We start from the raw sequence: 25,244 nt of genomic DNA on the forward strand, positions 1-25,244 counted from the left end.
TGCAAAAATGCCTAGAGATCCTATTCTCTGGGCATTTTTTTAGACATTGCTTTTACTATAAGAAAATGTGGGCTTGTCATGAGATAGTGATAAGCCTCTTCTTTTATCTCTCTCATCTTCTCGAGCGGTTTGGGTTCCATCAGTTTATCAAGCATGAAAAATTGAGTAGTTGGATTGACGATATCCTCCATCGGCCTTCTGAAAAAGCTGACCTCAATGGTGATGGTTGGCTTTTTCCAAGTGTCTGTTAACAGTTGTGTCTCGAAGTAATCTTTACATTGGAAGCTCGTATAGTCCATAAACGGATGATGAACGGAAAATAACAAGGTCCCGCCTGCCTTCAAAACACGGCTAAATTCCTTGAATGTCGAGGTCCAATCCTTCAAATAGTGAAGTGTAAGGGAGCTGGCAATCACATCAAAGGAATTATCCTCGAAAGGCAGGGGCTTTTGGAGATCATGACAAAGAAATGTCGCTGCTTCGCCTACCCTTTCCTTCGCCGCTTTTATCATTTCCGGACTAAGGTCAATTCCTGTAACCTCCGCACCCCGCTGCACCAATTGAGCACTATACCAGCCAGCCGAGCAACCGGCGTCCAGCACTTTTTTACCTTTCAGGTCGGAAGGTAAAGCAGCCATCATTGCCGGTCTTTCGTAGTAAGCGTTATAAGGGCTTCCTTCATCTGTATCCTTTTGGTAGGTTTGAGCTAGTTTGTTGTAGGTTTCTTTTGTGAGGTCGGTCATTTTTTCCCCTCCTTCTTTATTTACTCTGGATTATCCAATAAAATTAATGCTTCAAACAAATCCTCTTGCAATTTTTCATCTGCACTCACATAAAACACCAATATGTTATTTATTCCATATATTTGGTGGTCTATCAAATTCATTGTAGCGGTTTTTTCTCCAAATTCTACAATTCCCTCTGCTCTTTCTTTTGAAGTAGGAAAAACATATAAGGATAACATGTTACCTTCTAGCAGGTACACTTCAGGTGTAACACCATTTAATTCTTGTGCGAAAACACTCTTAATTGATAAGTCTTCATTTTTCTCTAATATAAAACCTTGCTCCGTTAATACTTCTACCACTTCTTCTACGCTCATTGGGTCCACCATTGAGTTTTGCGCTGAACAAGAAGCTAAGAGAGCTAAGAGAGCTAAGAGACCTATGTAAATGGATAGTTTTTTTATCAATATTCTCTTCCTCTTCATGATATTTTCATATTCCTTCCTGAGAGCTTCTTTAAGATTGCTAGTATTTCGTTAATTAATGAGTATTATTTTACCAATATTTCACGACTATTGTGAAACTAAACCGACTAAAAAACGTAGAAGCTAGTAAAACAATCTGGGACTTGAGAAAGGAATTTGATATGGATAGCCGAGAATGTACATAGTGCCGAGGCACAGAATTTGCCCGAAGGAACAGACTGATATCCAGCAAAGAACTATCAGAATCATTTTCATAGAGGTGAAACCATGCAATTAAAGGGACTCAATCATTTTTTATTTTCCGTTTCTGATTTAGAAGTTTCTATTAAATTTTATAAAGAAGTATTTGATGCTAAATTGTTGGTAAAAGGCAGAAACACTGCATACTTTGATTTAAATGGAATGTGGCTAGCTCTTAATGTAGAGGAAGATATACCTCGTAATGAAATACACCAATCTTATACACACATTGCATTTTCCATTGAAGAAGTAGCGTTTGATGAAATCTACGAGAAACTAAGGAAATTGAATGTGAACATTTTATCAGGTCGCCCAAGAGATGAACGAGATAAAAAGTCCATTTATTTTACGGATCCAGATGGTCATAAATTTGAATTCCATACAGGGACACTACAGGATAGATTGGATTATTACGCAAAAGAGAAAACACATATGGAATTTTTCAACTAGAATTATGGAGGTTCGCAAATGGATAAAGAGTCTATTAAAATCAGAAAAGCAATTTTATCAGATACAAAAGGGATAGCTAAAGTACATGTCGAGAGTTGGAAAACAACATATGCCAACATTGTGCCAGATGAATATTTGAACAAATTAACTTATGAAAGTCGGGAACAAATATGGTTAAACAGCATTCCTAATGGGGGTGTATATGTAGCCGAAAATAATGAAGGCGAAATAGTTGGTTTTTCTTCTGGTGGTAAAGAACGAAGTGGTAAATATGTTGGTTTCGATGGGGAATTATACGCCATCTATATTTTAAAGGAGTATCAGGGGCAAGGTATTGGAAAAGCACTGGTTCAACCGATAATAGACGAACTCATAGGGATGGGACTAAACACCATGGTTGTTCTTGTTTTAAAAGACAATGCTTCGTGTTTGTTTTATGAAGCGCTGGGGGGCAAGAAAATTGAGGATCTTGAAGTTCAAATTGCGGGAAAGAAGCTTACGGAAGTTGTATATGGTTGGGAGAATGTTAAGAGCGTATTTTAGAGCTGAGGGGACAGGCATTCATTATTATTTGGCCTATCCCTCCAACCCTTCAAATACTCGGTAATACAAATAAAGTTATCGCAATTAATAGAGTTGAGCTGGTCCACGTAATGACGAGTTTCTTCTCTACTTTTACTGATGAGTCCATCACTTTATGTACAATTGACAGAATGAAGAGATTTGTGAAAAACAAAAAGTAATAGACAACTAGAAACATCAGCCATGCGTGTTGACTGAGTAAGTCTTGTAATGGCTTGAAGAAAAATAACACGATAAACAGGACAAATGAAATCATAAGCCAAACTAGGATGATGATGAACATTTTATCCCATAGCGGATGCTGCATGAATTCTTTTTTCATTTTTGCATGGTTATAGAGCAATTGATTACACGCAAACAAGATCAGTGAAACGGACACTAGGACTAACAGTTGTTTCAAAAATGGATTTTCCATAGTCAAATAAGGGTTAACCAGATTGAAATTTGATATGAATGCAAATAAAACAAGAAATAGAATTACCAAGGACTGTTTCAGCCAATAGAATTTCATGAGGCTTTCACCAAGGACCACATCTTTTGTTGCATATTATCGCCTCCTACTACTACTTACGACTTGGGAGAAGAAAAGTTTCACTGAGTTCGAGGGGACAGGCGATAACGGTAATGAGGTCCTCTCTCTTCCTTTTTCCTCGTCACTGAGGTCTTCATAACGGGGATGAGGTCCTCTCTACTCCTTTTTCCTCGTCACTGAGGTCCTCATCACGGGGATGAGGTCCTCTCTACTCCTTTTTCCTCGTCACTGAGGTCCTCATAACGGGGATGAGGTCCTCTCTACTCCTTTTTCCCCGTCACTGAGGTCTTCATAACGAGGATGAGGTCCTCTCTACTCCCTTTTCCTCGTCACTGAGGTCTTCATATCGGGGATGAGGACCTACCTTCTCCTTTTTCTTCGTCACTGAGGTCTTCATCACGCCCATGAGGACTTCTCTCCTCCTTTTTCCTCATTACTGAGGTCTTCATATCGGGGATGAAGACTTCTCTACTCGTCTTTCTTCGTCACTGAGGTCTTCATCACGCCCATGAGGACCTCTCTCCTCTTTTTTCCTCGTCAAAGAGGTCTTCATCACACCGATGAGGACCTACCTCCTCATTTTTCTTCGTCACTGAGGTCCTCATAACGGCGATGAGGACCTATCTACTCCTTTTTTCTCGTCACTAAGGTCGTCAAGGGAACAGGCACGCCGACCCACTAGCATTCCTAAATTGAGAGGAGCATTGGATAGGGGAATTTAGAGGGAATCGGTAAAGTTTAGAGGCACGATTCAGAAACTGACTGACACCAAGTAGATCGCACGACAAGGGGGAATTCACCGAACTCCCCCCTATCCCCTGAAAACTTTACACACCGGCACTTTCCTTCACATAATCATTAAGTACTCCCTGATCAATAAAAGGCATGACTGGTATGATTTCTTTTAATCCTTTTTCTGAAATTGCCTTTAGAGCTAATTCACTCAACACTTCTTTATCTATAAATGGGCAGAGCGGTACAATAGACCGGATTCCCTCTTTTTCAAAACTTTGCTTTGCCAATGTAGTTAGCACTTCTTGTTTTAAAAAAGGAGCAATTACGCTTATTTGTTTTAATCCTTGTGCTTCATACTCCCTTTCTGCAAAGTGGCCCAGCTTGTCTCGGCTTATGAACGGAGCAACCGGACCGATGGATTTAACCCCCTGTTCCATCACTGATTTTTCCGCGAATTCATCCAATAGTTCACGACTTACAAATGGAGCGATGCCTGCTAATGGTTTTATTCCTTCTTCCTCGAATTTCTTTTTGGCACACTCATCAAGCACATCTTGACTGATAAACGGGGCAAATGTCGCCAAATCTTTCATGGTGAGAGTATCTGATAGACTTTTAAAAACTCCATCCGCTTTTTCTGAATCAAGTAAAGGTGCCACATTGGAAAACTCCTCAGCAGAAGCTATATAATCCTTCTCTTCCCCAGCTATAATCTGCTGAATCAGGGCACTTCCTTTTTCATGATTCAATAGTTCATCAATACTTACCTCTAAGATGGTCGCAAGTTCAGGTAGCTTTGCAATATCTGGCATCGTCTCGCCACGCTCCCAATTACTTACCGCCTGATAACTTACCCCCAACTGATCCGCCAAATTCATCTGGGTCAGCTTTTTCGTTTTGCGCCAATTGCCAATCTGCACTCCAATCCTCTTCATATCAAACACTTCCATCACCTCTTCGCTTTTGATAGATTAATTGTAAGATTTTTCTGCCAATATGTATATCAAGTGGTGCTTGAGTTGATTCCATTCTGTTAAAAAGAAAACCAAGTCCATCAAGGTACATTTTTGCCAAGAAAGAGATAGAAAAAAAGAAATGGTACAATAACAATAGAGGTGGTTAGATGAAGATTATTCCGTATTTATCGGTTGGACCTTTAAAGATAAACATGAAGAAGGACGAAATACAGAAGGTAATAAAAGAAGAACCAAAAGCTTTCATGACTGATGAAGATGAACCAGCAGAACATTATGTGAATGCTGGCTTATTAGTCTATTATAGTGAAGATGGTTTAACAAGTAATGCTTTTGAATTTGTAGGTAAGAGCAATCCCGAAATAAATGGTATTTGCTTTCTAGAAATGACAGAAGAAAAAGCCTTAGAGACATTAAGGGAACTTGATCGTTCGGTCATTGAAGTTGCGGATACCCATATATCAAAAAAATTGGGTATTAGCTTATATATGTTAAATGACAGAGTAGAATCAATATTAGTTTTCGAAAATGGTTATTACGATGAAATGTTTGAACTGTTAGCTGAATTAGATAATGAGATATGAAGAATTCCATCATTATAGAAAAGATAGTTTTACGAGAATAACAAAGGACCATCCAGATTGGATGGTCCTATTTGGGCTCCCTATTAAAATTCCTATCCATTGACGAACACACGGGTCAATGAGCCTACACTACAGATTTCCAAATAATGCATAGCCCTAGTACAAGCTGTATAAAACACCCTTCTCAAGCTCTCATCGCCATACACTTCATCTGACGCATTATAAACTATGACAGCATCAAACTCCACACCCTTGGACAAGTAAGACGGCACAATGACCACGCCTTGTTCATACTCCATCGAGTTCATTTTCAACAGCTTCAAATTATCAACCCTTGGAGAAAGTGCTTCAAACGCCCTCCCACTCTCTTCACTCGACTTGCAGATGATGGCAATGCTTTGATATCCCTGAGCCTTTAACTCCTCCACTCTCTCCGCGATACTAGCATGCAAGCATTCAAAATTCTCCACTTCCGTCACCACCGGCTCCTCGCCATCTCGGTCAAACGGAATTATTTTATCACCATTTGGAACAAGCTTTTTCGTAAACTCGATAATCGGTCGGGTAGATCGGTAACTCCGCGTAATATTAATGATCTCCGTTTTCTCCGGTCCATAAAGGCCTTCCAGCACGTCAAAGTTAACCGCTTCACTTGCATGGGCAAAGATCGCCTGATTAAAGTCACCCAGGACGGTCATTCTGGCAGCGGGAAAAAGGCGCTTCATAAACTCAAATTGAAACGGAGAATAATCCTGCGCTTCGTCCACCACAATATGCTTGATGGAACTGTTGATTTGAAAGCCAAGAATCAATTCTTTTAAAAGTAAAAACGGCGTCGCATCCTCATACCACAGTTTATCTGCCGTCAGCGCTTCAATTGTTCCCCGGCAGATCTCAGACCACTCTCCAGGCGGCTCCCCTTCTAGCCACTGTCCAATCCTAGCTGGCTCCGCAAAAATCTGCTGATATAGACTTTTGAAATCGATAAATTGGTAGCTTCGAACCCGTTGCCGCAAAGGCTTCATCTTCTTGTGTACCAGCAAACGCGCAAGTGCCCTCGGATCCACTTCATAATCCGCAACTTCTTCCCTCTCAAAGCCTTTCTTTTTCGCCAAAAACGCCCGTGCTTCGTGGTATTCTTCGTTACTAAGAAGCTCCATCTCCTCTTGAACCCAGGCTTTATCACTTTCCGTCTTCTGAATGAATGTTAACTCTTTGATCAGCCAATCCTTCAAATTTTCCAGTCGGTTGGACAAGCGAAGGGACGATTCATGCTGGTAAAATCGATCCGAAATTTGCTGAGCCGTTACAATCGTTTCCCCTCTAAAAGTAATATCCTTAAACGTCATTCCTTCGGTGGCTAACGATTCTATATAAGATTGGATTGCATCGTAAAAACGAAGCGACGCCTTAAATTTTATACCTGCAAGCCTTGCGCTATAGCCAGGTGAATCATTCTCGGTCAATACATATTCCAACTGTTCATAAGGGTTTTCCACCTGGAACGTTTTAGAAAGACGGTGATCGAGATACTCTTGAAAGGTAACCTGTTCCATGCTTTCCTCGCCAAGCTCAGGCAGGACATTGGAGACATAGCTCTTGAACATGGAGTTAGGGGAAAATAAAAGTATTTGGTCGGCATCCAGGTTTTCTCTATATTTATAAAGTAAATAAGCGATCCGTTGCAGGGCTGCTGATGTCTTCCAGCTACCTGCCGCACCGTGAACAATCAAGAGTCTACCGCTGTCATGACGGATAATCCGATTCTGTTCTTGCTGAATGGTGGCGACGATATTATGCATATAGTTATCTGCAGTCGCTTTACCTAGTACCTTTTGTAAAATTTCATCCCCAATGGTGAGACTTGTATCAAACATGGATTCCAGCTGACCATTTCGGATTAAATACTGCCACTTCTTTTCTAAAATCCCCTCTATTTCTCCACCTGGAGTTGTATATTTTGCACGACCCGGTTGGTAATCATAGTAGACGCTCGAGATCGGAGCCCGCCAATCATAAATAAGAAAGTCCTCCCCACTCTGATCCATAAGGGCTGAGATTCCTATATAGATTTGTTCTTCTTCCGAGGTTCCGTCCTCCTTAAAGTCAATCCGGCCGAAATAAGGAATCTCCTGCATTTTGCGCAGCGTACTTAACCGTTTCGAGGCATGCCTATGCGAGCTCTGACTCACCGACAACGCTTGTGCCTCCTGCCTCAAGCCAATGATCGTTTCCAAATAATCATCAAACGAATCTGTACTAACCTTGACTTCATCCCAAAAGTGTTTGCGAATATGAATGACTTCATCCTTACGTCTGGAAGTCTCCTTTTCCAGCTTCCCGATCTCCTCTGTAATGGTCTCCATCACATCGTCCACACGTTTTTGCTCCAACTGAAATTCCTTACTCATGCAAACACTCCTTTTTTTGAAAATGGATATTTAGGGGGTTGACTTCGGGGCGGTTTGTATTGTATGATTATAATAGGGAAAATTATATACATATCAAAGATAATACAATACAATCTATTTGAATTTACCATGAATTTGTGGGGGATTCAAGTGTTTTTTTTGGGTCGAGGGGACAGGCACCTCGACCCATTTTTATGTTTATATACGCAGGAAAGCCGAGAATACTATGTATTTTGGCTTTTTTTATTTTCCACAACCTCCTTCCCCACCTTGTTAAGATCACCGACAACTACATGAAAAAACGATCCACCTAAAAACATTAATACAATATTGCTTTAAGGAAAAAATATAAAAATGATTGACAGAAGTAAAATGTGTTTTGTATTATGTGTTTAAACACTTAAACATTTAAATACTTTAACGAAAAGGAAGGTAATTTATATATGACGAAAACAGCTGTAATCACAGGCGCATCTAGCGGACTTGGATTGGACTTTGTAAAATTATTTGCGAATGACGGCTACAACTTGGTAGTAATAGCACGCAATGAAGAAAAGCTTCTAGAAATAAAGAGAGATTTTCCAAACATTAACGTTACAGTAATTTCTAAGGACTTAAGCAAGCCTGATGCAATCAAAGAAATAGTGGATGAAATGAAAACTCAGAAAATCTCAGTGGATGTACTAGTAAATAATGCTGGTTTTGGATTATTGGGATCCTTTGAAAGCCTGAATATTGAGCAGCAATTAAATATGATTCAGCTCAATGTTTCCTCCTTAACCGAATTAACGTATCGTTTGCTGCCAGATCTGAAAAAGAGTAAATCCGGGAAAATATTAAACGTAGCAAGTACTGCAGCATTCCAACCAGGACCTAACATGGCCGTCTACTATGCTACAAAAGCTTATGTTCTATCCTTTTCAGAAGCATTGGCTGAGGAGTTACAAGATGATAACATCACGGTGACCACTCTATGCCCTGGTGCAACCAAAACAAACTTCAGCTCTGTCGCGAAAGTGGAGAACACGAAAATGTTTAGCAATGCTATGTCATCAGATGTTGTAGCACAACAAGGGTATCATGCTTTAATGCAAGGAAAAGGTGTAGTGATAACGGGCGGATTTAATAAGGTTGGGGCTTTGGCCGCCAAATTTTTACCAAGGCGAACGGCAGCTAAAGTTGCGAAGCTTGTCATGAAAGAAAACTAAACTATACTCATAAACGAGGTTACAGCCATGACACAAAAAGCAATAGATGTTTTTCGGTCCTGTATTCCGTTGTTTACCACATTAAGTGACCCTGCCAGGCAGGATATCATTTTACTATTGGCAGAACACGAAAGCCTTAGTGTTGGAGAAATTGCAAACACGTCCTCCCTTTCTCGACCGGCCATTTCTCACCATTTAAAAATTCTAAAAGACAACCGACTGGTGCAGATGGAACAAAAAGGAACCATGCGCTATTATTCCTTAACCTTGGAGACTAGTGTGAGCCAGTTGAAAGCTTTAGTAGACATTGTGGAGAGTGATTGCATGGGATGAGGGGACAGGCACGCCGACCCATTCGCAAGAAAGCCGAGAATCGCAGAGATTCTCGGCTTTTTCTCATGCTAGAAAATTTCTTAAAAGTCCATTCCTTATGTTATGATATTTAGGTTATTTATCTACATCCTACACATGCCTATACAGCTTAGAAAAGAGGTATTTATGCAATCTGCGAAATTAACGAGGCAACATTGGTTGCTCATTTTCACCCTTTCATTATTAACATTTGTTCTTGGTACAAGCGAGTTTGTTATAGTCGGGATCTTGACGGACATTTCCTCAAGTCTTGATATGTCTAATGCAAAAGCTGGTACACTCGTTTCTGCGTTTGCCATTACGTTTGCCATCGCCACGCCGATTGTGATGTCCGCAACCAGTCATTTTCCAAAACGCAAATGGATGTTGGTGTTGATTGGAGCGTTCATTATATTTAATGCTTTATGCGCCATTTCCACGTCCTACACAATGCTGCTTGCCTTTCGGATTTTAACGGCCATTGTCACAGGAGTTCTGATTTCTTTGGCGATGATTGTAGCAAGTGAAACGATGCCGCCAGCAAAGCGTGGGCTTGCAATATCATTTGTGTTCGGTGGTTTTACCCTTGCGAACGTCATCGGAGTGCCAATCGGGACGGTCGTGGCATCTTGGTTTGGGTGGAATTCCACTTTCATGCTGACGACCATACTGGGAGTGTTGGCGTTCCTGGCTTCCTATTTCGTCCTGCCAAGCAAGCTCAGCCAAGTTCGAAGCTCAATCAAAGATCAGTTCTCGTTGCTGACCAACCCGCGAATTCTGATCGCCTTTTTCATTCCCGCGCTCGGATTTGGGGCGACCTATGTCGTTTTCACCTATCTTGTTCCTATCCTGGAGGGAATGGGCGCACCAAGCTATTCCATCAGCTTGATTCTTTTCGTGTACGGTTTCATTTCGATTTTCAGTAACATCCTGGCAGGTAAAATAGCCAGTCATAATGCAATCGGTCGCCTTCGATTTGTGTTTCTTGTACAGGCAGCTGTATTGATCAGCTTATTTTGGACCATTAATCATTTTGGACTGGGACTTGTCAACATTGGATTGATGTCGTTGATGGCGATACTTTTAACTACATCCACCCAGCTTTACCTGATTGATTTAGCCAAAATTTATCAACCAACAGCAACAGGACTGGCTGCTTCCCTCATGCCAGTGGCAAGTAACGTCGGCATCGCATTTGGTTCAGCGTTAGGGGGAGTAGTGTACCATAATGTGGGCCTCATACATGTCACTTGGGTAGGCGGTGTTGTTGCGGTCGGTGCGAGTCTTCTGACGTTTTTGAGTTATTATTTAGATCAGAAAGAGAGTTTAAGGGGACAGGCACACTGACTCATTTTCTTGTTCAAGCACATAATAGAGCCGAGAATAGCTGGTATTCTCGGCTTTTTTGTTGGTTGGAAATAGTGGAGAAAGCGGTGCCTTATAGCCGATAATCCATAACAGTACCCCAGTACTCAAATCGGTTGTAGGTAGGTTCCGTTGAATCAAACTGTATCCATATGGGGGAATTCATTAATTGGGGATGTACTTTAAAGAATTTACCATCGCCATAGATGATCGCTTCAAGGGCCAATGGCAATTCGCGTCTAAAGATAGTATTCCGCATCGCGTTTATTGTAGGACCATAATTTCCTACATAAACGTAGACATAAAGAAATATGCCCCAGCTAGAAATTTTCCATTCTGCTAAAACCTCATCCCTTATACTAGTAATCTTGTCATATGCAAATTGTAAGCCTACCGTCAAAAAAAGCTCAGCTGTTTTATCAGAGTGCGTCAATGTATATTTTCGTCCTATCATTGGATTTGTCGTTGTCACACCAGGTTTAAAATCCAGACTAAGCTTTTCAGGATCTAATTTTCCCATATTTCAGCTCCATTCCTCGGGTAAGGCGGAAAGGTACCTCCAGCCACTATTATTTTCTATGTGCAGTTGCAATCAATCCGCATTTCGAACAATCAGGTAAGCGATTAAACCTAGCGGACCAGTGGCGAATACAATTAATGCCCACAAGCAACCAATGTTGGTTCCATGCTTTTCTTTGGCGTCCACGAAAACCCAAAATAAAATCACATAACTCAGTAAATATAATAATGGAATGATGAATAAAAATAAGGATACATCCATGACGGTTGGTTCCTCCCTCCGTTACTTCTATATTTATATTACGGAGGAGGGGTTGAATATGTTTCATGGGGGGAGTTGAAAGGATAGGCCCGTCACTCATCTCCTTGTAAACAGACGCAAGAAAGCCGAGAATAGCAACTATTCTCGGCTTTTCACATTGTCTATTTTTTATTAGATAACGGTGTTCCCTACAGCTCATTCTCTTTCTCAAACGCATCCAGCAACGCCCGTACTTCATCCGTTGATTTCGTGTTCATGAGTTGATTTCTCAGTTCTCCGGCTCCACGGAAGCCTTTGACATAGATTTTGAAAAAGCGATGAAGCTTAGACATGTTGCGCGGTACTATTTCCGCATAATAATCTTGAAGGTCCAGTTGCAACCTTAGGAGATCTAGATACTCCTTGCTGGTGTGTTCCTTCGGCTCTTTTTCAAAAGCAAAAGGATTTTTGAAGATACCTCTTCCAATCATCACACCGTCAATGCCATATTTTCCAGCAAGCTCCTGCCCAACTTGACGATCAGGAATATCTCCATTAATGGTTAGCAGCGTGTCCGGCGCGATGCGGTCACGCAATTCCTTGATTTCCGGAATCAGCTCCCAATGCGCATCGACTTCACTCATTTCTTTTCGCGTACGTAGATGAATAGAAAGGTTCGCGATGTCTTGTTCTAGAATATGCTTCAACCATTCCTTCCACTCGTCTACTTCCGTAAAGCCAAGTCGCGTTTTCACGCTGACAGGAAGTCCGCCTGCTTTCGCTGCTTGGATCAATTCTGCCGCAACATCTGGACGCTGGATCAGGCCGCTCCCTTTCCCTCTTGTCGCCACATTCGGCACAGGACAACCCATATTAATGTCGATTCCTTTAAAACCAAGCTCCGCCATCCCGATACTCATCTGACGGAAATACTCAGGGTTGTCTCCCCAAATATGCGCCACCATCGGCTGTTCTTCCTCTGTAAAAAGTAAACGCCCGCGCACACTGTCCTTGCCCTCAGGATGACAGTAGCTATCCGAATTTGTGAACTCGGTAAAGAACACATCCGGACGCCCAGCTTTTCTTACCACCGTGCGAAAAACTACATCTGTCACATCTTCCATCGGCGCCAACACAAAAAACGGCTTCGGTAAATCACGCCAAAAATTATCTATCATTTCAAACTCAAATCCTCTCATTAGTAATGCCATTTCTCAAACCCGTTCAAAAATTTTACACTTATAACTTTATAACATGCTTACCAACTCATTTTCAAACACTAGAAATTGGATAAATTAAAAAATACCATATTACGCCTCTTATTAAAAACAAAAACGACTCAACACTTAAAATGTAGAGTCGTTTTTCTTGCCTAAATGAAGCGCAGGAAAGCCGAGAACAGTAGGTGCTCTCGGCTTGTTTCTTTTGTTTATGTGGGTTCTGGGTCAAGGTGCCTTTCCCTGAAAACCACTTGGTATCAAAACTGAGATATCTCCTAGTATTTGAGTTGTATCAAGTGGGTCATTGGCATTGGCCATGTCATATAGTGCCCGTATCTGGTTTTTTTCATCGAGAAGATACATGGTGATGGAGTGGGAGAAGAAATCACCTTCAAGCTTTTGGTATTGCATGTTAAAGCGGGTTGCAATTTCTTTTGTTTCTTCTTCTGTCCCTCTTAACCATTCCCATCCTGAAGGATCGGTGTTAAAAGCTTGCGAGTACTTTAAAATAGCTTCTGGTGTATCATGTTCAGGATCAAGGGAGATAGTTACAAGCTCGACCTTTTCACCAAATACTCCCTCTTTTTGAAGCTGGGCTTGTAGCTTTGTTAAGTCCACGATTGTCATGGGGCAAATATCGGGACAGCGGGTATAAAAAAAGGTCACGATCTTTACTTTTTTGTTGTTTAATTGATACGTACTTCCTTGGACATCTTGTAATTGAAAGTCGGATACACTCCCCAAGACGGGAAGCTTTTCATATTTTGGCCAAAAAAAGTATATCATTAAGAATCCAATGACAGTAAAGGAAAGAAACAACCCTCCTGCTTTTTTTGTCATCTAGATCCACACCTTAATAATCTTTCCCGGTGACCTTTTTGATAGGCCGTAAGTTCTTTTGTCTATTTTTGTGAACACGAAGGATTCCCCACATTCCTTGCTCGATATCCCAGCGAATATTTCCAGAACGGTACATATAGTCACCTGGAAAGTTATAAAAACTTCCTGCACCATAATTTATTTTAAAGTCACCCGTAAAACCAGTTACAATTCTCCCCTCCAAGGAACGGATTTCTGACGAGAGGTCTTTCGCATCCAAGTTCCAATAGTGTCCATGCAAGTGAAACCCATGGCTGCGCCTACGCTCGGAAGGATTGACTAATCGAATTGTAATTGGTTCTCCGGCATATGCTTCAAAAACTGGCGTAGATGGATCTCCATGCACTTTTGAGCTGAACAAATCCTTTAAGACAGGATGTTTATTGAACCGATTAATTAATCGTTCTGTACGATAATTAAAGCCTCTTGACCCATTATCATAGGTATCCACTAAGTCCTCTGCCTCTTCTGGGTCAACTCCCCCTATAATTCCATCTACAGGATCTACGATAAGTTTTCCTTTCCTATCAACTAATCGAGCTCCATCATACATGACTAAGACAAATTCTCTCGTTTCTGGTAAGAAGGGATTCACTAAAACGACGTTATCTGCTGTTAGGACTGGCTTTAATGTTTTGGGATGGAGGAATTGCGTTCCTCGGGGTTCGGCAATGAATGCCCCAAAAGTCCCTAATGAACGGTGATTTCGTATATCCGCCATATCCCACATTCCGCAGGAGCCTACTTCTACATCGACATACCATTTATACGTAATCGTTTCACTAGGTCCGACCGTTTGATCTGGATTGAAGCCTACTGTTTCCCCTGATGAAGTTTTAACATCATATTGAATCAATTGCGGGTGTAACGATATCCTGATGGAAGGAGGATAAAAAGCCTGCTCCTTTACAGGTGGATATGGCCATATACCATCTGGAAATGGGAATTGATCAAACTTTAGGAAACTAGTCAGTGTCACTTCCACGACATCGCCTTGATTTGCCCTTAGTATTAAAGGTTTTGGATTTTTCCTTCCACATAAAATATCATCCATATCTTCTTTTAGGGCAAAAATAATACCAAATGGATCTTTCTCTCCCCATTTGCTATATATAATCGGTGTATGAAACGCCACCACATCAAACCGTTTTATTGGAGCATCTTTCGGTCCAATCGGTTCCAATTTTCTAGCTGGAGCTGGTGGTTTTCCATCACATTCAGGTAGTGGCCGTGTTCGTTTGGGTGGATTCTCCCGGTCTGGGAGCGGGATTAAGAAATCGACTTCTTCATCAAAGGCTCGTATTAGTCCCCACAACCCATTCCATAAGTCTTCCTCCGTTTCAAACGTCCATAAGTAATCCCCGGATCTTGGTACTTCCATTTCAAATGTGAACGATTCTGATAATCCGATATGTTGTTGAGCATTAAAGCTAGTTTCCACATCGGGGCGTTCTGATTTCCAGCGAAGTCCGTGTATATTAAAGCTATGTGATTCCTCATGTGCTCCTTGTAATAACCTTACTCTTATCGGATCACCCTCATAACAATGGAGGATTGGTGTCACCGGGTCCCCTTTTACAAAGGAGCTAAACGAATAGGCAGGATCCTTATCCTTGCCTAAACGGAATTGTAATGGTTCGTTCTTATAGTTCACTCCAAACAAACCTGGGTCATCATCTGATCCTGGAAATTTTGGTGGATTTAATGGACACCCGTTTTTATCATATAGTAAGGAGAAGTCCTGAACCATCAACGCGATATCACGATAATCAGGAATTAATGGGTGGGTAACGGTTACTTGAGCACCACTGATGACCTCTTCTCCTGTTTTGGAATCTAGAACCTCTGAAAATCTGGCATGAATGACTCCTGAACCAAACACCCCATGCTGCTGATGATAGTTGGCAAATAAGTGGTCATGGAAAAACCAAGCTTTTAATTCTACATCTGCAAAATATTCATAACGGATCGTCTCTCCAGACAGGACACTGGAATCGTAATTCCACCCTACATTTGATCCATCACTGACAAGCACATCAAATTTTACGAAGTGTACATGAATGCCAGTTTCATAGGTTCTTGTTACTAACTGGAAAGCATCTCCTCCGGCAACTTCAGGAAGACGGTTTGTAAAATTAACACGGATACACGTTCCGGCATTCATATGAATGATTAACGGTTCTGGTTCTTTCTTGCCTGATAATACATCGTCTACCTCTTCATCAAGCACGTATATTCTCCCTTTAGGGTCATTCCAGCCTTGACGATTATAAACTAATGGACATTCAATGAGAGAAATATTAAACTCTTGGACAACTGGGTTTTCTACAATGGCACAAGGATCAGCAAACACAGCTCCAGGTCTTGCAAAAGGGACTGCTGCATTCCGTTCTAGCTCCGTCATGTCCCGACCACCTACAATGCCTAGTGGTGGCCTTGGTGCCTTACAGCCAACTTTTCCTGGAATGAAATTTGGAAAACCAGGACGTTCCTTTGTCGGCTTTGGTGGACATGGCCTGTCAGGCAATGGCTGCAATGCTTTAATTGGGAGGCCATTCGGATAGCATTGACTTCCGTCCTGAAGGGTGTCAAAGATTCGATTCATCCCCCACATTCCTACTGCAAAGTGAGGGTAGAGATGGCAATGAACGATGACATCCCCCATTGCCTCCTGCAGCGAACCAAGTCCATAAAGAGGCTCTACGGTATACCATGTTTGTGGGCTTACCGCTATCGAATCGATGACATCTGAATCCGTATTGTTCGTGTCTTTAAACCACTGATGTACATGATAATGAAAAACATGTGTTTCCTTGACCCCACCGTGAACCAATCGGATCTTTACAGGATCTCCCTTATAGCCTCTCAGGATAGGAGTGGCCGGGTCACCGAATACCCATGAATCATGATGAACTTCTTCTCCATCACAATCAGGGCAAACAACCCCTTCCTCTAACAGTTTCCTTCGATTTTGAATCGGCTCATATCGATAGTTAATTGCATGTGTTGACTCTCTTTCTTGATTTGTAACAGGATCAAGCGGCTTGTTCCCTGTCATATCTAAAGTTGACATTTCATCATGAAATATCCAGGCATATTCCCTGAAGGATGGAGAAAAAGGGTGATGAACATCCGCATATAATCCGCTGTTTATCGTTCCTCCAGTAACAGGGTCGGTCCACCACGAACCTCTGCGTTGCACAAATAAACATCCGAATAAACCATTAATATTGGTCCCCTCATCCCCACTCTCAGGGTTCCCTAAGTCATGGAAGTAGTAGACACCTTCATGATTTACCGTTAATTGATAGAGAATTTTTTTCCCCGGCTCAGCTAGTGTATTTGGGTTATATCCCACGTTTGCACCATCGGAGTCTAATACGTTGTAGTCGGCTTCTAAAAAATGCATCCCAGTAGCATAACAAATTTGATTTTCAAACAATATTTCCACCGTGTCCCCTTTATTGGCTCGTATACACAGCGGCTCTACTAGATCTACTGGGGTAAAGGGATTTTTCTTGACTAATTCTTTTACCTTTTTTTCATTTTCTTTTAGTACATACATCATTCCATCGGGAGCATAATCACCAAAGTTATTCAGTACAATTCTGATTGGGATGGCAACGACATGATAGAGTCTTTTCATCCGTTTCCCCCTTCGTTAAAAATCTTCCATCAATTTAGGAATCCTTGGTAACCCTTTCGTTTCTATATAGTAAGCTTCAATGCTATGAACATGAATAAACCAATTTCGTTTTTCTAATTCACCTATTGTTGTTACCTGTGTATCTAGTAACACATAATCTTCAATTACCTCCGCAATTTTTCCAATAAAAACAAATGGAAAAGAAGGTGTCATAATAAAAACTTTCTTTCCAATTCCATTTATGAAATCTTGAATTATTCCTTCATCATGAAGATCATTTATGGAAGGAAAATGAATCCGATTTTTATCCTCGGCATGTGTCATAAGTATCCCCCTTGTTATTGAATTTACGTTAATGGAAAGCGTTCTCTTGGGTCGAAGTTTGGAGTGAAATGTGAAATTTTTTCTAGTGGGAAGCTAAGTGGTGTTGGAAATTCAAAGAATGGAGCATTCACAATTTTTATGATAACTGGATACAGCGTTATATGCCCTTGTTGAACATCGAATATGGTTCCAGTAAAGACAGGTCTAAACGTTTGACCAAAAAGATTCAATTGGTCAGACTCTGTCACAAGGAGAATATCCTTTCCCTTTAAATCCTTTAACTCCTTTAACAATCGATCTTCCCTTACTTTTTGTTGTCCACTTTCTTCTGTTTGTTTGCTTTCTTTTATTTGATGGTCTTCATGAGACATTTATAGAACCTCCCTTATGTCCTTCTAGTAATAGATAATGATTTCCATATTTCAGAAATGACAGTTAGAGCCCTTATCGTCTCTATGTATTGAATCTCCTTGACTGGAATTTCCATCGACTTCCCCAAAAATTCCAACTGAAGGAGCTGTTCTTTTATTTTCTTTATTTTGCCCACCCTCTTTAAACCTTCATCTAAAAAGACAACTACCCATGTTTCTTTCCATGTTTCTAAATTGGTAGTAAGTGATTCTTCAAAAAACTGTTGCTTTAATAAATCGCGCTTGGAGACGGTTTCTCCAAATTGATATAGCAGTTTTTTTCTTAAATTGTTATCAAAAATAAAGTGCTGGTGGGTATTGGAGTAATTAGGTATCCCATACGGAATATTTGCAGACTTTATTACCGTATAGGGAATCCATATTCTTTCTCTTAAATTTGTGAGCATAACAAAATCACGACCAATAGTACTAACCTTCCCCTCTTTATAGATGGACATAGAGCCACATTTAAAATACACTTCTACCTGTTGATTCCTTCTGGACTTGAAGAATTTTCGGTATGTTAACATTTTCCCCTTTAGTTCATTATGCTTAGAAATAGTAAACATGTTCGCACGATCGATATACTCCATTAAGAGTCGAGTTTCTTCCGTTGTTGTTCCTGTAGTTGGAGATGTACTGCCAAGCCCCTTCTTCACGTTAAATTCATTAATAATATCTTCTTTCACCATTTCTTGTTGGCGTTTTTCCATCAAATCTTTTCTATAATCGTCTAAGAATATCTTTCTCTTGTTTTCTTGGTTGGTTTTTTCCACATCTCCATCTCCTGTTTGGGAATATTCCTCCTAAACTCGTAGCGAGTAATAAACTAAACTTATGGTTAGTACTACAAGACTGGTTACGAACAGGCTAAATGTAACGATACTTTGCTCGAGACTCATCGTATAGGAGGGTGGAAGACTACATAACGAAGGATCTTGAATAACAGCACTCAACATTGTCCCCATAATGCTCCCAACTACTCCATGTGTAAAACCGGATAAAAGAGATTGAAAGTTAACGAGTGCACCCAGTAATAACCCAATAGTTCCTCCTACTACGGAAGAGAGAAAAAGGATGAAGGAAAGCTGAATTGGTAGGAGAAAATGCAACAACATGGCCATCACTAAACTTAAGATACCACTGCAACTCATGGCCATAACCATGCCAAAACGATCGCTAAATAGTTTTCTTTTGCTATACAGAATCTTATAAATGGTTACCACAATCAAGACATGTAATACAATCATGCCAACAAGAAAAAAAGTCATCTGACTCCCTCTTTACTCAAGGATGGCTTTTCAAAGAAAGCAGCCTTACATTATGTTTGTCTAGTGGATGAGACGAACAAAAGGAGAGAAAAAACAAAGATACCCTCTAAAAATAGAAGAAATAAAGGATCTCCCTTCGCTGCAGCTCCCACCATTGGTGCCATGATCCCCATCATCATGCCATTCACATAACCAGTTAAAAGGGTCTGATAATCAAATAACCCGCCAATTAATGCTCCAAAAATCATGCCAATAAAAGTCGTAATAATGGTAATCCACACATACATCAATGGAAATTGATAGATTAATACAACACCCGAAATGATGGCTAAAAATCCGCCTAGCATTGTGGATAAGTTCATGCCAAGTTGAAAACCAATAAGCTTTCGTATCCTAAATACGTAGAGATAGGCTAATAATGTAATCATGATATTTACATAGAATAATAATCCTAGATGTTCTATCACCAACCATTCACCTCATATTTCGCCCCATATATTTTACAAATATGTAGAATTTTCTTCTTGTATGCACACCTCAATAAATTTTACATTTTCTGGTGTGGAAATCCCAATGGGTTTCATGGTTCCTGGTTGGAATTTCAAATTTCCCGTTATAAACGCCCATTCCAAATTTTATCGCTCCCATATACTAGGTCTATATACTAGAAAAGGAGTGTGGCTACAATTAAGCGTGCAAAACCACAAAAGTACTGGCATCATTCTGACTGGAAAAGGAAGGAATCTAGTCGGTTGACATGTCCTGATTGTGTTCCAGCCGATCACGATGACAGTCTTTTTTGTACACCATATAAATGTCCCGACAGGATTCCCCAACCTAAATTCCCTTCCCCAAACAGTTCCCTGCAACCTGAGGAATTAGAAGATTTGCAGGAGTGTATTCAAGAGGCTAATCAACTCCTGTTAGCTCTTGGTTTGGAAAGAGATGAAGAAAACTTAAGAGCTTTTCAGGCATACCTTCGAGGACTTCGAATGAGTTATGTTAGTGTGACTGTTTCATGCGAAAAAGAAGAAACTACACCATTAAAAGGTGCAATAGTGGATGCAGGAGTTAACTTCCTGATTTTACAAACCAACGTTGGAAATTTGTTACTAATCCCTTTCGAAAGAATTGTATGGATTAATCAGTTAGAAAATGATGAAAACTTTATGGAAGAACAAGAATTACTTGATATCTCCTTATGCCTAAGAAGATGTATCACGCTCCATTTTAGTGAAGTTGTTTCAAAAAGCCCTTTTTTGCTCAACCTTTTTTACGGCATTGAACTATGGCTATTCCTTGAAAGTTACGTTGGATGCTTAGTCTATGTAAAGAAGATAGACGAGGAACGTGAAGTCGAGGGAACCTTGCTATCCACTGATAAACGAAGAATAGAAATAAGTATTGATGGGAAAGAACAAGGAATTAATTTCAGTGACATACTTACCATTGAAATCGAACAGGAAGCACTGACGAATAGATTATTCGAATGTCACATTAACCATCCACACTAGAAAAGGAATCCCCCGATAGTGGGGAATTCCTTTTTCACATTATCCTTCAGCATTAATCTCAAGCTTGACTCTACACCCTATATGACGAAACAGCTCCCAGTTTACTCCATGAGTTAACCCAGCCAGTCTTAATTCAAACTTGTCATCACAAAAAGGGATAGCAAAGTCACAATAGCATGTGCATTTAGGGAAACAATCGTCATGCTCATGGTCATGATCTTCTCCACATTCCTCACAATGTTTATCATTTTTAAAGTCGTCATGCCATCCGTTAAATCTTACACAACGACACTTATGATGGTGACACTTCCTGCAGATACCAGTACAATCGGGATCTAGCCAAACAATCCTTGAAATCCGATCCGTCAGTAAGGTGATTATTTCATTATTATCCAAGACCAAATTTACATAATCAATCCCAACTTGATAAATCTTCCCTTCAACATGACATGTTGGAGTGAAGTCATTTTTTTCAGAAACAAACTTAAACTTTGCTGTGTTTATACTATTTGTAGAATAGTCCATCTTCATCACTTGTTTAGAATACATTTCCATCCTCCTTTCCAGTTACTGTAACATATGAAACCAGCTAGATTGAGGTGCTCTAAGAAGGATAATTGGTAAGACAACAAAAAATACACTACAGCGGCTCCCCTATACTCAGAAAAGTGCTGTAGTGTATCATTAATTCTACCTAATATTCTCTTATCACACACCCTTGATATACTTCTTCTAAATCAAAGCCCCTGTCGATTCCCATGGAGAGTCCCACTACTTTAGATAAAAGATTTTCCTCCATCATGGAGTGTATATACAAATATTTCATTGTACCTTCATTTGTTTCCTCGTCTTCTTCATAAGAATTTAGTTTATAAAAATAAATGGCTTCTCTTACTAATTCTTTCATGCACTCTGTATTCTTTTTATCAAAATGCCCCATATCTTTCAATGTATTTTGTACAAAGTCTTTTAAATTTGCGCTCATTTACATTCTCCTTATAGTATTTTCCTGAGGATTATCCATGCTGATAAAATGTGTAGTGAGAGGAGCTATTTAGATAATGAAGGCCTTTTTAATAATATAGTTCCAAATTGATTGATTTCTTCCAGAATCCCAGAAAGTTCTATACCTCTTTCTGTTAAGGAATATTCTACTTGAACAGGTGTAGAAGGAATGACTTCTCTTAAGATAAGTCCACTGTTCTCTAATTCTCTTAAATGCTGACTCAATACTTTTTTACTGATGCCACTAAGAATCCTTTGCAATTGGCCAAATCGTTTCTTGCCAAATTTGAGATTCCAGATGATCAATACCTTCCATTTTCCGCTAATTAAATCTACAACATAATCCACTGGGCAAATATTCGTATTTTCCATATATCCTCCAAAGAGAAAGAATAATGAAATAATACCATATTTTTATTATTTCAACACCATGCTACATCGTATTATCCGTGCGATAATCCTCCACCAGCTGACCGTTCTGATAGTGAGATAAGGGATGGAACGGAATGGTTGATTCTTCAAAAATAGTAAGTAGCCTGCTTTTATATTTTTCAAAGTAGGCATTCCTAACGTCCAAAGAAGCTGAGGAAGGGAAGATAAATGGTTCCAATACTTCTATTCCGCTAAAAAATAATTTTTCATGCTGAATATTGAATAATCTTTCCTCCAGTTTTCCCTTTAATCCAAATTCTCCGTAGTTATTTAAGTTGGGCGCCCCATGTGTAACAGAGAGCAACGCCTTTTTCCCGCTCAAGTTCCCTTTATCATAAGCCCCTGGACCATAAGCAAATCCAAAAGCAAACACTCGGTCAAACCACCCTTTCAAAATTGCCGGCGTCTCTGTCCACCATATTGGATATTGGAAAATGATGAGGTCTGCCCACTCCAATTTTTCCTGTTCCAAAAGGATGTCTGGTGAAAAAGACTTTTCTTTGGAAGCATTCATTTGTTCCATCAAATAGTTTAATTGGTTAGGGTTTTTCCTTACACTAAAATCATTTCCATCCGCTACCGCCTTAAAACTCATGGCATACAAATCAGATACCCGCACGTCATGTCCTTGCGTTTCCAACTGATTACAGGCGAAATCCTTTAAGCTCCCATTTAAGGATGTGGGCTCTGGGTGTGCATAGACTATCAAAATATTCATATTAAATCCCCCTATTCATTGATAACTTTACGATAGCGGATTCCAGAAACACTGACAATTAGGCACTTTTCGGTAGCTGGGTTACATTTTGGTTACCAGCAGCCTATTAAAACTCTTCCGGTTACATACTAAAAGCATCGGGGACGGCCCGATGCTTTTAGTATTCGTAAGTTTAAATGGATTTTTAAGATTAAGACTCCACCACTCTCGCTACTTGATGTCCGCACTAGCCACGCAAGCATGTCTGATTAAACGATGGGAGGGACGCCAGCCCTCTCCTCTCTCACAAATGATGATTCACCCTAGGGTGATTCCCCTCTCTATCTTTAAAAATCTGCACAAACTCCACTAATCCTTCTACTGCCGCGCTCATTAACTTCTCGCCTTTTTCCCTTGTCGCCTGTGTCGGATCACCCAACGTTCCCGTTTCCGAAATAGAACTCCAGTGAGGGACCATGACAACCGGTCTTCCTTCTCCTTTTCCCACGAGGTCTAGCCAGAAGTATTTGGACATCTGGTATTTGTCGATGTCGCGGACTGCTTTCTCCATTTGGACCAGGTCTTCTTTGACGGCGAGGTACATCGAGGTTTCAAGCTCACAAGCGTGGTTGATGCCTCCAGGGCTTTCGGAGTCGCGGATTTGTTCGGTTAGCTGGACGACGGGCTCGAAGTCCCAATGGGAGATGGAGGTACATTGTACGTCTGGATAATGGAGCATTGTCTGTCTTGCGGCTACTTTTAAGAGTGACACATTACTGCCATGCCCATTCATGAGTAAGATTTTTTTAAAGCCTTGATGTGCAAGGCTATTGCAGACATCCACCACATAATTGATGAACGTTTCGCTACTGATGGAAATGACACCTGGAAAGTCCATTTGGTGAGGGGCATAGCCATGGTTGATAGGTGGAATGATCACCATCTTTTCCGGTGATTTCGCACCTGCGCGGTAGCAGATCTCTGATGCTAGGACAAGGTCGGTATCAATTGGTAAGTGGTGACCGTGCTCCTCAATCATCGCCACAGGGACAACCGCTACTCGTTCTTGTTTTACCGCTTCCTTTACCTCTGGCCACGTCATTTCTCCAAAAAGATGTTTTTTTGTCATGTAGATAAAACCCTTCTTTCCTTATTGTTTTAACTTTTTATGGTTTTTTTATTTTAATTTTCAGTTATTATTTTTGGTTTAATCGAGCCGTTGTTTTACCGATTTACTACCCATACTTTTAATTCGGGATTCGTGTTCTGTCTCCCATCATTGACTTCATGAACTCTTCTTTTATTTTTTGTTGCAGCTCCTTGCTTTGAATTACCTTCCAGCAGGTATGGGCCATTGTTTTTCCGGCCAGCAGCATCGTGTCATAGGCGAGGGGAGTATTACACATATCGGCAAATTCCTTTGTGTGGCCTGGAACAAGTTGGTCCGTTAAGGATAAAACTGGGTGGATCGATGGCACGTTCAGACTCACATTGCCCATATCGATTGAGCCCATTCCTTCGTGATGCTTGGATAGATCGACATAGTCAAATTCATCGAGACTTTCCTGGTACAGGCCTACTAGTGTTTGATTGCTCACCATCGCGGCATAAGGGTGACCAATTTCGTTAATTTCTACCTCTGTTCCACTCATGAGCGCGGCACCTTTTGCAATGTCCAAGACTTGCGCACAGATTTCCTCTAGATAGTCATTATCAATGGAACGAACACAGAATTCTGCCACCGCGCGATGGGGGATGATGTTCGTTGCCTTCCCGCCTTCTTTAATGATGCCGTGGATGCGTACATCTGGTTTTATGTGTTGGCGTAAGGCGCTCACCCCGTTAAACAGCTGAATCACACCATCTAATGCATTCTTCCCTTCCCATGGCTCAGAAGCTGCGTGCGCATTTTTTCCGTGGAAGATGAAGTCATAGCTGTGAAAAGCCAATGATTTTACATCAATAATCGTAGAATAGCCTGGGTGGAACATCATCGCGACATCCACACCTTTAAAGGCACCTTCGTTGATGAGATCGATTTTCCCACCGACGCCTTCTTCGTCGTGGGTACCAATTACGGACACTTCGAACGGCTCATCAGCCTCCAGCTGTGCAAGTGCCAAACCGGCCGCGACACTGGCGACACCGATAAGATGGTGCCCACACGCATGGCCTACATCTGGCAGGGCATCGTATTCTGCGCAGAACGCAATATGGGGTCCGCCTTCTCCTTTTTTCTTGTTAGCAATAAACGCGGTATCAAAAGGTCCCACTCCTCGTTGAACCGTGAAGCCTTTTTCCTCTAAGTAATCACATAAGGCTTTAGAGGATATATACTCTTCTCCTCCTAGCTCCGGGTTTTGCTGGATATAGGTACTTAATGCGACTAAGCCTTCTTTTTCCCGTTCTAGGATGGCATCTATTTGTTCTTTTGACACAAACAT

Annotated in this window: 28 protein-coding genes; 7 read left to right on the forward strand and 21 right to left on the reverse strand. The window is 40.8% G+C overall.

From position 1 onward, the window contains the following. Nucleotides 1-20: 20 nt before the first annotated feature. Together HC179_RS17425 and HC179_RS17430 are read right to left on the reverse strand one after the other, a co-directional pair. On the reverse strand, nucleotides 21-743 hold the full coding sequence (locus tag HC179_RS17425; RefSeq protein ID WP_168865468.1) for a class I SAM-dependent methyltransferase: 723 nt from the start codon (nucleotides 741-743) through the stop codon (nucleotides 21-23). Nucleotides 744-763: 20 nt separating this feature from the next. Next, on the reverse strand, nucleotides 764-1,192 hold the full coding sequence (locus HC179_RS17430) for a hypothetical protein (protein WP_205825376.1): 429 nt from the start codon (nucleotides 1,190-1,192) through the stop codon (nucleotides 764-766). A 285-nt stretch (nucleotides 1,193-1,477) separates the two neighbouring features. On the opposite strand from HC179_RS17430, the gene fosM reads away from it, so the two are divergent. Both fosM and HC179_RS17440 read left to right on the forward strand, forming a co-directional pair. After that, complete coding sequence (gene fosM / locus HC179_RS17435; RefSeq protein WP_168865470.1) at nucleotides 1,478-1,900, forward strand: FosM family fosfomycin resistance protein; 423 nt, start codon at nucleotides 1,478-1,480, stop codon at nucleotides 1,898-1,900. A gap of 18 nt (nucleotides 1,901-1,918) precedes the next feature. After that, nucleotides 1,919-2,443 (forward strand): GNAT family N-acetyltransferase, encoded by a 525-nt coding sequence (locus HC179_RS17440; RefSeq protein WP_168865471.1) that lies wholly within the window; start codon nucleotides 1,919-1,921, stop codon nucleotides 2,441-2,443. Nucleotides 2,444-2,492: 49 nt separating this feature from the next. Here HC179_RS17440 and HC179_RS17445 read toward each other — a convergent pair whose 3' ends face one another. After that, nucleotides 2,493-2,993, reverse strand: coding sequence for a hypothetical protein (locus tag HC179_RS17445; RefSeq protein ID WP_168865472.1), 501 nt, complete (start codon nucleotides 2,991-2,993; stop codon nucleotides 2,493-2,495). Nucleotides 2,994-3,841: 848 nt separating this feature from the next. Then, nucleotides 3,842-4,684, reverse strand: coding sequence for a helix-turn-helix domain-containing protein (locus HC179_RS17450; RefSeq protein WP_205825381.1), 843 nt, complete (start codon nucleotides 4,682-4,684; stop codon nucleotides 3,842-3,844). A 188-nt stretch (nucleotides 4,685-4,872) separates the two neighbouring features. Here HC179_RS17450 and HC179_RS17455 point away from each other — a divergent pair, with 188 nt between their 5' ends. Then, nucleotides 4,873-5,307 carry a hypothetical protein gene (locus HC179_RS17455; protein WP_168865474.1) on the forward strand — a complete coding sequence of 145 codons (435 nt, stop codon included), beginning with the start codon at nucleotides 4,873-4,875 and terminating at the stop codon, nucleotides 5,305-5,307. A 92-nt stretch (nucleotides 5,308-5,399) separates the two neighbouring features. Here the strand turns inward: HC179_RS17455 and helD are convergent, their stop codons facing one another. After that, nucleotides 5,400-7,718, reverse strand: coding sequence for an RNA polymerase recycling motor HelD (gene helD / locus HC179_RS17460; protein ID WP_168865475.1), 2,319 nt, complete (start codon nucleotides 7,716-7,718; stop codon nucleotides 5,400-5,402). A 443-nt stretch (nucleotides 7,719-8,161) separates the two neighbouring features. Here helD and HC179_RS17465 point away from each other — a divergent pair, with 443 nt between their 5' ends. The 3 genes from HC179_RS17465 to HC179_RS17475 all read left to right on the forward strand — a co-directional run bounded on the left by HC179_RS17465 (nucleotide 8,162) and on the right by HC179_RS17475 (nucleotide 10,624). Further along, nucleotides 8,162-8,926, forward strand: coding sequence for an SDR family NAD(P)-dependent oxidoreductase (locus HC179_RS17465; RefSeq protein ID WP_168865476.1), 765 nt, complete (start codon nucleotides 8,162-8,164; stop codon nucleotides 8,924-8,926). Between the two features lie 27 nt (nucleotides 8,927-8,953). Beyond that, nucleotides 8,954-9,259, forward strand: coding sequence for an ArsR/SmtB family transcription factor (locus HC179_RS17470; RefSeq protein ID WP_168865477.1), 306 nt, complete (start codon nucleotides 8,954-8,956; stop codon nucleotides 9,257-9,259). Nucleotides 9,260-9,424: 165 nt separating this feature from the next. Then, nucleotides 9,425-10,624, forward strand: coding sequence for an MFS transporter (locus tag HC179_RS17475; protein WP_168865478.1), 1,200 nt, complete (start codon nucleotides 9,425-9,427; stop codon nucleotides 10,622-10,624). Nucleotides 10,625-10,715: 91 nt separating this feature from the next. On the opposite strand, the gene HC179_RS17480 is transcribed toward HC179_RS17475, so the two are convergent. From HC179_RS17480 to HC179_RS17525, 10 genes are all read right to left on the reverse strand, one after another. After that, nucleotides 10,716-11,162: a staygreen family protein gene (locus HC179_RS17480; protein WP_168865479.1), complete on the reverse strand. Its 447-nt coding sequence runs from the start codon at nucleotides 11,160-11,162 to the stop codon at nucleotides 10,716-10,718. Between the two features lie 72 nt (nucleotides 11,163-11,234). Further along, a complete protein-coding gene (locus HC179_RS17485) occupies nucleotides 11,235-11,423 on the reverse strand; it encodes a hypothetical protein (RefSeq protein ID WP_168865480.1) in 189 nt (62 codons plus the stop codon). 188 nt (nucleotides 11,424-11,611) lie between these two features. Further along, the gene (locus tag HC179_RS17490) at nucleotides 11,612-12,580 is read right to left on the reverse strand and encodes a tRNA dihydrouridine synthase (RefSeq protein ID WP_168865631.1); all 969 of its coding nucleotides are present in this window, start codon (nucleotides 12,578-12,580) and stop codon (nucleotides 11,612-11,614) included. A 267-nt stretch (nucleotides 12,581-12,847) separates the two neighbouring features. Next, on the reverse strand, nucleotides 12,848-13,462 hold the full coding sequence (locus HC179_RS17495) for an SCO family protein (protein ID WP_168865481.1): 615 nt from the start codon (nucleotides 13,460-13,462) through the stop codon (nucleotides 12,848-12,850). Between the two features lie 13 nt (nucleotides 13,463-13,475). Then, nucleotides 13,476-17,147, reverse strand: a complete 3,672-nt coding sequence (locus tag HC179_RS17500; protein ID WP_168865482.1) for a multicopper oxidase domain-containing protein — start codon at nucleotides 17,145-17,147, stop codon at nucleotides 13,476-13,478. 15 nt (nucleotides 17,148-17,162) lie between these two features. After that, entirely contained in the window at nucleotides 17,163-17,471 is a 309-nt protein-coding gene (locus HC179_RS17505; protein ID WP_168865483.1) for a hypothetical protein, read from the reverse strand. Between the two features lie 23 nt (nucleotides 17,472-17,494). After that, nucleotides 17,495-17,842, reverse strand: coding sequence for a hypothetical protein (locus tag HC179_RS17510; RefSeq protein WP_240948571.1), 348 nt, complete (start codon nucleotides 17,840-17,842; stop codon nucleotides 17,495-17,497). Nucleotides 17,843-17,856: 14 nt separating this feature from the next. Next, nucleotides 17,857-18,657, reverse strand: coding sequence for a hypothetical protein (locus HC179_RS17515; protein WP_346775156.1), 801 nt, complete (start codon nucleotides 18,655-18,657; stop codon nucleotides 17,857-17,859). A 30-nt stretch (nucleotides 18,658-18,687) separates the two neighbouring features. After that, on the reverse strand, nucleotides 18,688-19,152 hold the full coding sequence (locus HC179_RS17520) for a hypothetical protein (protein ID WP_168865484.1): 465 nt from the start codon (nucleotides 19,150-19,152) through the stop codon (nucleotides 18,688-18,690). A gap of 50 nt (nucleotides 19,153-19,202) precedes the next feature. Beyond that, entirely contained in the window at nucleotides 19,203-19,619 is a 417-nt protein-coding gene (locus tag HC179_RS17525; RefSeq protein ID WP_346775157.1) for a hypothetical protein, read from the reverse strand. A 210-nt stretch (nucleotides 19,620-19,829) separates the two neighbouring features. Between HC179_RS17525 and HC179_RS17530 the strand changes: the two genes are divergently transcribed. Further along, entirely contained in the window at nucleotides 19,830-20,666 is an 837-nt protein-coding gene (locus tag HC179_RS17530; protein ID WP_168865485.1) for an LSm family protein, read from the forward strand. A gap of 39 nt (nucleotides 20,667-20,705) precedes the next feature. On the opposite strand, the gene HC179_RS17535 is transcribed toward HC179_RS17530, so the two are convergent. From HC179_RS17535 to HC179_RS17560, 6 genes are all read right to left on the reverse strand, one after another. Next, nucleotides 20,706-21,215 (reverse strand): hypothetical protein, encoded by a 510-nt coding sequence (locus HC179_RS17535; RefSeq protein WP_168865486.1) that lies wholly within the window; start codon nucleotides 21,213-21,215, stop codon nucleotides 20,706-20,708. A 145-nt stretch (nucleotides 21,216-21,360) separates the two neighbouring features. Further along, complete coding sequence (locus HC179_RS17540; protein ID WP_168865487.1) at nucleotides 21,361-21,651, reverse strand: DUF6407 family protein; 291 nt, start codon at nucleotides 21,649-21,651, stop codon at nucleotides 21,361-21,363. A gap of 65 nt (nucleotides 21,652-21,716) precedes the next feature. After that, nucleotides 21,717-22,043: a winged helix-turn-helix transcriptional regulator gene (locus HC179_RS17545; RefSeq protein WP_168865488.1), complete on the reverse strand. Its 327-nt coding sequence runs from the start codon at nucleotides 22,041-22,043 to the stop codon at nucleotides 21,717-21,719. Between the two features lie 61 nt (nucleotides 22,044-22,104). Beyond that, nucleotides 22,105-22,821 (reverse strand): NAD(P)H-dependent oxidoreductase, encoded by a 717-nt coding sequence (locus HC179_RS17550; protein WP_168865489.1) that lies wholly within the window; start codon nucleotides 22,819-22,821, stop codon nucleotides 22,105-22,107. A 283-nt stretch (nucleotides 22,822-23,104) separates the two neighbouring features. Beyond that, nucleotides 23,105-23,929: a creatininase family protein gene (locus tag HC179_RS17555; RefSeq protein ID WP_168865490.1), complete on the reverse strand. Its 825-nt coding sequence runs from the start codon at nucleotides 23,927-23,929 to the stop codon at nucleotides 23,105-23,107. A gap of 118 nt (nucleotides 23,930-24,047) precedes the next feature. Further along, the gene (locus HC179_RS17560; RefSeq protein ID WP_168865491.1) at nucleotides 24,048-25,244 is read right to left on the reverse strand and encodes a M20 family metallopeptidase; all 1,197 of its coding nucleotides are present in this window, start codon (nucleotides 25,242-25,244) and stop codon (nucleotides 24,048-24,050) included.

The sequence above is a fragment of the Bacillus sp. RO1 genome (assembly GCF_012524115.1).
Classification (GTDB): Bacteria; Bacillota; Bacilli; order Bacillales; family Bacillaceae_I; genus Sutcliffiella_A.

What these genes read in the sequence shown, in the direction of transcription:
- HC179_RS17425 (WP_168865468.1), bottom strand. Translation starts at nt 743, where the DNA reads ATGACCGACCTCACAAAAGAAACCTACAACAAACTAGCTCAAACCTAC.
- fosM (WP_168865470.1), top strand. Translation starts at nt 1,478, where the DNA reads ATGCAATTAAAGGGACTCAATCATTTTTTATTTTCCGTTTCTGATTTA.
- HC179_RS17440 (WP_168865471.1), top strand. Translation starts at nt 1,919, where the DNA reads ATGGATAAAGAGTCTATTAAAATCAGAAAAGCAATTTTATCAGATACA.
- HC179_RS17445 (WP_168865472.1), bottom strand. Translation starts at nt 2,993, where the DNA reads ATGAAATTCTATTGGCTGAAACAGTCCTTGGTAATTCTATTTCTTGTT.
- HC179_RS17450 (WP_205825381.1), bottom strand. Translation starts at nt 4,684, where the DNA reads ATGAAGAGGATTGGAGTGCAGATTGGCAATTGGCGCAAAACGAAAAAG.
- HC179_RS17455 (WP_168865474.1), top strand. Translation starts at nt 4,873, where the DNA reads ATGAAGATTATTCCGTATTTATCGGTTGGACCTTTAAAGATAAACATG.
- helD (WP_168865475.1), bottom strand. Translation starts at nt 7,718, where the DNA reads ATGAGTAAGGAATTTCAGTTGGAGCAAAAACGTGTGGACGATGTGATG.
- HC179_RS17465 (WP_168865476.1), top strand. Translation starts at nt 8,162, where the DNA reads ATGACGAAAACAGCTGTAATCACAGGCGCATCTAGCGGACTTGGATTG.
- HC179_RS17470 (WP_168865477.1), top strand. Translation starts at nt 8,954, where the DNA reads ATGACACAAAAAGCAATAGATGTTTTTCGGTCCTGTATTCCGTTGTTT.
- HC179_RS17475 (WP_168865478.1), top strand. Translation starts at nt 9,425, where the DNA reads ATGCAATCTGCGAAATTAACGAGGCAACATTGGTTGCTCATTTTCACC.
- HC179_RS17480 (WP_168865479.1), bottom strand. Translation starts at nt 11,162, where the DNA reads ATGGGAAAATTAGATCCTGAAAAGCTTAGTCTGGATTTTAAACCTGGT.
- HC179_RS17485 (WP_168865480.1), bottom strand. Translation starts at nt 11,423, where the DNA reads ATGGATGTATCCTTATTTTTATTCATCATTCCATTATTATATTTACTG.
- HC179_RS17490 (WP_168865631.1), bottom strand. Translation starts at nt 12,580, where the DNA reads ATGATAGATAATTTTTGGCGTGATTTACCGAAGCCGTTTTTTGTGTTG.
- HC179_RS17495 (WP_168865481.1), bottom strand. Translation starts at nt 13,462, where the DNA reads ATGACAAAAAAAGCAGGAGGGTTGTTTCTTTCCTTTACTGTCATTGGA.
- HC179_RS17500 (WP_168865482.1), bottom strand. Translation starts at nt 17,147, where the DNA reads ATGAAAAGACTCTATCATGTCGTTGCCATCCCAATCAGAATTGTACTG.
- HC179_RS17505 (WP_168865483.1), bottom strand. Translation starts at nt 17,471, where the DNA reads ATGACACATGCCGAGGATAAAAATCGGATTCATTTTCCTTCCATAAAT.
- HC179_RS17510 (WP_240948571.1), bottom strand. Translation starts at nt 17,842, where the DNA reads ATGTCTCATGAAGACCATCAAATAAAAGAAAGCAAACAAACAGAAGAA.
- HC179_RS17520 (WP_168865484.1), bottom strand. Translation starts at nt 19,152, where the DNA reads ATGACTTTTTTTCTTGTTGGCATGATTGTATTACATGTCTTGATTGTG.
- HC179_RS17535 (WP_168865486.1), bottom strand. Translation starts at nt 21,215, where the DNA reads ATGTATTCTAAACAAGTGATGAAGATGGACTATTCTACAAATAGTATA.
- HC179_RS17540 (WP_168865487.1), bottom strand. Translation starts at nt 21,651, where the DNA reads ATGAGCGCAAATTTAAAAGACTTTGTACAAAATACATTGAAAGATATG.
- HC179_RS17545 (WP_168865488.1), bottom strand. Translation starts at nt 22,043, where the DNA reads ATGGAAAATACGAATATTTGCCCAGTGGATTATGTTGTAGATTTAATT.
- HC179_RS17550 (WP_168865489.1), bottom strand. Translation starts at nt 22,821, where the DNA reads ATGAATATTTTGATAGTCTATGCACACCCAGAGCCCACATCCTTAAAT.
- HC179_RS17555 (WP_168865490.1), bottom strand. Translation starts at nt 23,929, where the DNA reads ATGACAAAAAAACATCTTTTTGGAGAAATGACGTGGCCAGAGGTAAAG.
- HC179_RS17560 (WP_168865491.1), bottom strand. Translation starts at nt 25,244, where the DNA reads ATGTTTGTGTCAAAAGAACAAATAGATGCCATCCTAGAACGGGAAAAA.